Source organism: Nocardia sp. NPDC057440 (assembly GCF_042802915.1).
GTDB lineage: Bacteria > Actinomycetota > Actinomycetes > Mycobacteriales > Mycobacteriaceae > Nocardia.
In genome coordinates, this window is the sequence record NZ_JBHVDF010000006.1 from 36,005 (window position 1) to 42,123 (window position 6,119).

Annotated in this window: 6 protein-coding genes and 1 pseudogene; 2 read left to right on the forward strand and 5 right to left on the reverse strand. The window is 65.4% G+C overall.

Annotated elements, in window-relative coordinates:
- Positions 1 to 120 precede the first annotated feature (120 nt).
- On the reverse strand, positions 121 to 1,644 hold the full coding sequence (locus tag ACFU4Z_RS13835) for an FAD-dependent monooxygenase (RefSeq protein ID WP_379062654.1): 1,524 nt from the start codon (positions 1,642 to 1,644) through the stop codon (positions 121 to 123).
- Between the two features lie 439 nt (positions 1,645 to 2,083).
- On the opposite strand from ACFU4Z_RS13835, the gene ACFU4Z_RS13840 reads away from it, so the two are divergent.
- Positions 2,084 to 2,548, forward strand: a complete 465-nt coding sequence (locus ACFU4Z_RS13840; protein WP_379062656.1) for a hypothetical protein — start codon at positions 2,084 to 2,086, stop codon at positions 2,546 to 2,548.
- Between the two features lie 89 nt (positions 2,549 to 2,637).
- Here ACFU4Z_RS13840 and ACFU4Z_RS13845 read toward each other — a convergent pair whose 3' ends face one another.
- From ACFU4Z_RS13845 to ACFU4Z_RS13855, 3 genes are all read right to left on the reverse strand, one after another.
- Positions 2,638 to 2,838, reverse strand: coding sequence for a DUF6186 family protein (locus ACFU4Z_RS13845; RefSeq protein WP_379062658.1), 201 nt, complete (start codon positions 2,836 to 2,838; stop codon positions 2,638 to 2,640).
- The gene (locus tag ACFU4Z_RS13850) at positions 2,835 to 3,248 is read right to left on the reverse strand and encodes a hypothetical protein (RefSeq protein WP_379062660.1); all 414 of its coding nucleotides are present in this window, start codon (positions 3,246 to 3,248) and stop codon (positions 2,835 to 2,837) included. Before ACFU4Z_RS13850 ends, ACFU4Z_RS13845 begins: the two co-directional genes overlap by 4 nt.
- A gap of 134 nt (positions 3,249 to 3,382) precedes the next feature.
- Positions 3,383 to 4,636: a GAF domain-containing protein gene (locus ACFU4Z_RS13855; protein WP_379062662.1), complete on the reverse strand. Its 1,254-nt coding sequence runs from the start codon at positions 4,634 to 4,636 to the stop codon at positions 3,383 to 3,385.
- Between the two features lie 227 nt (positions 4,637 to 4,863).
- Here ACFU4Z_RS13855 and ACFU4Z_RS13860 point away from each other — a divergent pair, with 227 nt between their 5' ends.
- A complete protein-coding gene (locus ACFU4Z_RS13860) occupies positions 4,864 to 5,667 on the forward strand; it encodes an alpha/beta fold hydrolase (RefSeq protein ID WP_379062664.1) in 804 nt (267 codons plus the stop codon).
- 7 nt (positions 5,668 to 5,674) lie between these two features.
- Here the strand turns inward: ACFU4Z_RS13860 and ACFU4Z_RS13865 are convergent.
- A pseudogene (locus tag ACFU4Z_RS13865) lies at positions 5,675 to 5,824 on the reverse strand (malic enzyme-like NAD(P)-binding protein); the annotation flags it as partial.
- Positions 5,825 to 6,119 lie beyond the last annotated feature (295 nt).

Below are 6,119 nucleotides of genomic sequence, written 5' to 3' on the forward strand. Positions count from 1 at the left end.
GGGGGGGTGCGGTCCTCCCCTTGCCCCCCCGCGCGCATGGGGTTTGGGGGCGGCGCCCCGCGCAACCCCGCCGATCGACTCCGGCGGGTGCGTCGACGCACCGGCCGGAGTCGTACAGGTTCAGGGTGCGCCGAACCAGCCGGAGAGCGCTTCTCGCAGCGCGAGCGCGGCGAGATCGGCAGGTTCGTCGATCGTTGCGGCCCAGGCGATGTGGGCATCCGGGCGGATCAGAAGGGCGTCGGCCGGTCGGTCATCGGTTTTCGCGGTGCGGATTTCGATCCGATCCTGCCACTCTCCGGCGATCTCGCGGAGCTCAGGACGTTCGGCGAGATCGAGGAGGACGGGCCGTGCGGTGCGCATGAGTTCCGCGACGGTGGTGACGCCCCGGTCGGTGTGCAGGGTGAGGTCGGGTGCGAAGGTTCCGGTCAAGGCATGGCGGTCGGAGCCCGGCATCGGATAGCGGATGTCGGCGTGGCCGACAAGGGCTCCCATGCGGCGCAATGCCGGCTCGTCGAGGAGCAGTTCCTGGAAGACTTCCCGCAGTGCCTCAGCGGCGAGGTCCTGTCCGCGCCGCAGTGCCACCTGGGCCCGGGTCTGCTTCAGCGCACGTGCGCCGGCAAAGTGACGCTCGTCGTGATACGTGTCCAGCAGGCCGGCCGGCGCCCAGCCGTGGATGTCGGCGCCCAGCTTCCAGGCAAGATTGACCGCGTCGAGCATGCCGACATTGAGCGCCGTGCCGGTGGCGGGAAGCAGGTGGGCCGCATCACCGGCCAGCATGATTCGCCCATCGCGGTATCGTTCGACCTGCCGATCCTTGAAGGTGTAGCGCGACAGCCGAATCGGTTCTCCCAGGGGGAGATCCGCGCCGAGCACCCGACGAGCACTGTCGGCGAGCTCGGTCATGGTCAGCGGCTCGTCGTCGTCGTATTCGGTGGACTCGTCTTCGGTGGTCTGCATCGACAGCATCCCGTCCATGACCGCGAACGCGAACACACCGCGGCCTGTTCGGGTGAAACCCGCATGGATCCTGCCCAGCCCGGGTACGTCGATGTCGCCGTTGTCGAGCACGGTCACCGAATCGTGCACTGCGACCTGGGCCAGCCGGTTGACCTCCGGATATGTGATGCCAGGGAAGGGGATACCCGCCATGTCGCGGACCCGGCTGCGCCCGCCGTCGCAGCCCACCAGGTATCGAGCGGTCAGCTGGTAAGGCCCGTCCGGCCCGCGCACGTCCGCGGTCACCGTGGCATCGTCCTGGCTCAACCCGACCACCTCGTGTCCACGACGGATGTCGGCGCCGAGTTCGCGGGCGCGTTCGTCGAGCAGTCGCTCGATTTCCCATTGCTGGAGCGGCAACGCCCGCATCGGGGGATCCGCCAGTTGTGTGAGGTCCAAATGCAGATTGCCGAACGGGAATCGGGGAGGCACGTTGGGGTTGCTGCTGGCTGCTTCGAATCGATCCAGAATGCCCCGGTAGCGCAGCAGGTCCAGGATCCGCCCGCCGATACCGCTGGCCTTCGGGGTGTCTCGCGGCTGCGACTGCCGCTCCAGTACCAGCGTTCGCACTCCGGCCAGGCGTAGCTCACCGGCCAGCATCAGGCCACTCGGGCCCGCGCCCACGATGATTACGTCGATGTCCGTCACTCGTTACTCCCATTTCCGCAGGTTCTGGCTTAGGTCGACGAGTATGCAGTACAACCCGGGTCTTGCCGCAAGCCCACCGGTGCGCTATAAGTTGAGAGTGGGAAGGAGTGAATACCCTCCTTTTCCGTTGTCGCCCGCTATGGACGGGCAATCTCCTCGCGAAGCGAAGCGGCGGTGCGCGCGCATACATTGGCACCGTCGGCCTGGGAGGATCTCCCGTGGGCCGCCGGACGCAGCCGCGGAACGAGAAGGTCCTTCGCACCGTGGGGAGAAGGCTTCCGCCTGACCGCCGGTAGGACCGTTTCTCGACTGTCACAGGCCGCACCCGTTCGACACGGGTCGTCCTGAATTTGTCGTGGGGCAGTGACATGGCAGGCATATCGCGGCAATAGTGGGCAATCAGGATCAAGATCGGCAACTGATCGCGAGAATTGGAGTCATGTCGACAGGGGTTGTTTCAACGTTGGTCACGGGCCTGCTGCCACTCTTCGGCGCGGGGCTCGGCGCATCGGCAACGCTTATGGTGCAACGGAGTTCGGCCCGCGCAGCGAAGCTCAAGTTCCGCGCGGAGAGTCGTCTTGCCCGCAGAGAGGAGGTGAAGTCAGCGATCATCGACTACTTCGAGACAACGCAGCGACTGCAGGGAGAGCTCGATATCCGCGAGCGTGGAGGTACCCCCGCCGAGATGAAGCCGCTGATCGAAAGCGTCTGGCTAGCAGAGAAGCGGGTCGAGATCATCTGCTCGGACGCTTTGCGGGACCGCGTAGTTGCTCATGCCCGTGGCTTGCACGACGCCGTTCGGGACCCTGCGACCTTCCCTGACTGGTGGGCTCATTGCTCGGCGCTCCAATCCGACCTGCTCGCAGAAGCAAAGGCAGAGCTGATACCGAAGCACGATTGGTGAATGCGTTCAGCGGACACATTCGATGCGGTGGAATCCAAGCCCAGACGTAGCACCGGGTTTCGCCCGCGCCAGCATCGTCACGGTTGTCCCTACCGCGCGAGAAAGTGCCAGCCGGCCCACGCCCACACCAGCACAGCGGCAATCCTCGCCACCCGAGTGCGCGTGAGGTACGCAATCGTTTCCCCCACGGGCGCGACCAGATCCCGGCGCACATGCGTGACCACGACCATGCCGAGCGTAACGACCAGCACCAGCACGAACCCGACGATGACGAGCACCCGATCGCTCATCGCGACACCAGCCACCAGCCGGCACCCAGCCACACCAGCCATCCGGCGAACCGCAAAGGCCACTGCTCCAGTGCTGGATCCAGCAATGTCGACAAGGTCGGGTGTAACTCGCTCGGCCGTGTCCAATCCGATTGCCGCGCAAAAGCATACACCTCCCACACCGACGCCGCGACCAGCAGCGTCGACCAGACGGCCACTCCGCGCCGCAGCCGGGCGGTACGTGGAATCCGCTCGGGCCGCGCGCGCAACGCCAGCACCGAAACCACGACCACCGGCACCACCACCAGCACGGTCGCCGACCAACTGAACGGTCGGGTGGCGGCCCCACCCGCCGCCAGCACAGCACCGACGACCAGCAGCGGCACCCACCGCCGGAATGGTTGCGCTGAGAGCGCCGGTTCCCCTGTCACGTGGGCAGAATAAGTCCCTGAGTGCCGGATTCGGGCATGTATCGGTTGGGGTGTCGACAGTATGACCGCAGCCTGTCGACTACTTCTGGTCGGGCAATGTGCAGGGGCTTCCTGTTCTGTCGCGACCCCGGCCGCTACTCCGCCGGACGATCGGGCATCAGCCGGTTGTGGAGTCGCTGTCGTATCCGCCGAATGCCCGGGGCCTGTGATCCCGGTAGCAGCGGGCCTGGATATCTGCTCCGTAGATCACCCACAGCGCCCCTCGCGACGTCTGCTTCCAGTTGCTGGAAATCGGTACGGATTCGGCTGTCCAGGCGGTACGGATCCGACGAGAGGCGATAGCCGACGATTCGTCGCAGCCGGGCGAGCTCCGCGCGCACCGTCACTGTTTTTCCGGCATTCCCGTACAGCTCTTCGGCCAATGCCGCCGCAGTCAGTCCATCAGGGTTGGCGAGCAGCAGCACCACCAGCTCGCTGTGCCGGAGACTGAGCTCATGGACGACCCCATCCATCCACAGCACGGCACGGTTACGGCCCAGCGAAGTCACCTGTGGGGCTTGTCGGCCGGAAGCCTGGTCCGGCAGGGCATAGACGGAGAACGGTCCGCCGCCCGGCGAGAGTCGTTCGACAACGACCCGACGTCCATCGGGCAGTTCGGTTTCGCCCTCTATCACGGGGACCGGCCAGACAGCAGGCAGCCAGCTCGACGGAGCGGCATCCAACAACCGCCCCTCTTGCGAGATCAGAGCCCAGTGGCCGCCGACACGATTGAGGACGCGGTCGTGGTAGCGGGTAAGTATCTCGGCATGACGTTGCCGGGCGAGATCACGCAGATGCGCCTCCGCGAGTCGCGCCGCGGTGGTAATCAGCGGCAGCGCAAGCGAATTCATGTTGCGGAGCTTGCAGGTGACGTCGACGACCCCGATCACCGCACCACTGACCGGGTCTCTGATGGGGGCCGCGGTGCAGGTGAAGTCCGCGGCAACCGACAGGTAGTGCTCGGTTCCGCGAACTTGGAAGGGTCTGCTGAGGGCCAGGGCCGTGCCGACACCATTGGTACCGGCTTCGGCTTCGTGCCATCGCGCTCCTGGGACAAGGTTTGCGCGTTCCGCCACCCGGCGAGTGGTGGGATCACCCTGTACCCACAGCAGATGGCCGTCGGCGTCGCCACCGAACAACACGTGCCCCGGCTCGAACGCCGCACTCTCCAGGCTCGCGAACAGTATCGGCCATACCGAAGCCATCTGATGGTCCCTGCGCCAGGTCCGGACCTCGTCTTCGGCCAATCCGACATCGGGCAGATGCCGGTCCGGATGCAGACCTCGACGTTGTGCACGATCCCATGAGGCGCGCACGTCTGCACGCATCACATGCGTCTGCCCTGTCACCAAATGCGTTCGCCTCGTGGTATTCCGGTCGATTCGGAGAGGTCCCGCCGGTCGCCGAGTCAGGGCGTCCGTAGGGCTCGAAACCAGAGTAAGCACGTTGCCATGACTCTGACAACGGGTTGCCTCTCGCTGCAACGTTGATGCAACCCCAGCTCTCCACCTTGGCCTTGCTACCGCAGGCACGCCATTGTGTGACAGCACTTCTTCTCACGAGCTGGAGGTCGTTGATGCCATACCTGGAACTGCCGGATGGTGTGCCGATGTACTACGAGGATCACGGTGCCGGTCGTCCCGTCGTGCTTATTCACGGCTGGACGATGAACACCACCTTCTGGGCACAGAACGTGCCTGCGTTGGCGGAGGGGAATCGGGTGATCAATGTCGATCTTCGTGGGCACGGCGCCTCCGGGAAAACCGACGACGGCCACACCCTGGCGCAGTACGCGCGTGACATCCGCAGCCTGCTCCACCATCTCTCGCTCGAGGACGTGTCCCTGGTGGGATGGTCGATGGGCACCGCGGTGATACTCGCCTACATTCAACAATTCGGGTGTGACCAGCTGCGGTCGGTGACCTTCATCGATCAGTCACCGCGTTTCCTCGACTCGGCGGGGTGGGAGTTCCCGCTGCAAGGTGGCTACTCGCAGAGCGACCTCGCCGTGTTCGTGCAGGCGGTGAAGCACGCCCGCCCGTCGGTGATCAAGCCGTTCATAGCCGCCTGCTTCGCCGAAACACCGCCCGACGAGGTGATCGACGCCGTGTATGCGGAGACGACGAAAATGTCGACGTCGGCGGCATGTGCCATTTGGTACGACATGTCCTTCGCGGACTTCCGGTCGGTCCTGCCCGAGGTCACCGTGCCCGCACTGCTGATCTACGGCGCGCACAGCAAAATCTTCCCGGGTCCACTCGAGGAATGGCTCGCAGGACAGCTTCCCGCCGCGAAGGCGGTGCGGTTCGAGCACAGCGGTCATGTGCCGTTCTTCGAGGAACCGGAGCGCTTCAACGAAGTCCTCTCCGATTTCCTTTGAAGAGCTGTCACACGACAAATTCCGCCGGCGATCCCGCCCTTCCCGGCGGCGCCGTCGGAAAAAGCTCCCTCGGTAAGGGCATGTACCGCACGATCGTCTCGGAGAACACGCCATGCTCGGTGGAGGTGCCGATGAGAACCGTCGGATGCACTCGACGTGCTACTTCGGCCGGGCGGACGCCGGATTCTGTTGCGTACTCATCCTATTCGCGGACCTCGGCGACAGGGCGGGTGTAGGGAACTCCGGAAGTCGCGGAGCCCGGGCACGACTCGGTGAGCAGGCCGTAGCGGTCTATGCACCAGAATCGCGGCCGCGCCCACCGACGATCATGGCGTCGCGGAGTTGGTCGGCGATGCCGATGCCGGCCGTGCCCCCCAAAACGAGACAAAACAAAAACTAGAACGACAGGCCGGGCCCCCCCCCCGGCCCCCGCCCACCCCGCCCCGCGTCCC

Excerpts from the sequence above, each read along its gene's own strand:
- ACFU4Z_RS13840 (WP_379062656.1), top strand. The coding sequence starts at position 2,084 with ATGTCGACAGGGGTTGTTTCAACGTTGGTCACGGGCCTGCTGCCACTC.
- ACFU4Z_RS13845 (WP_379062658.1), bottom strand. The coding sequence starts at position 2,838 with ATGAGCGATCGGGTGCTCGTCATCGTCGGGTTCGTGCTGGTGCTGGTC.
- ACFU4Z_RS13860 (WP_379062664.1), top strand. The coding sequence starts at position 4,864 with ATGCCATACCTGGAACTGCCGGATGGTGTGCCGATGTACTACGAGGAT.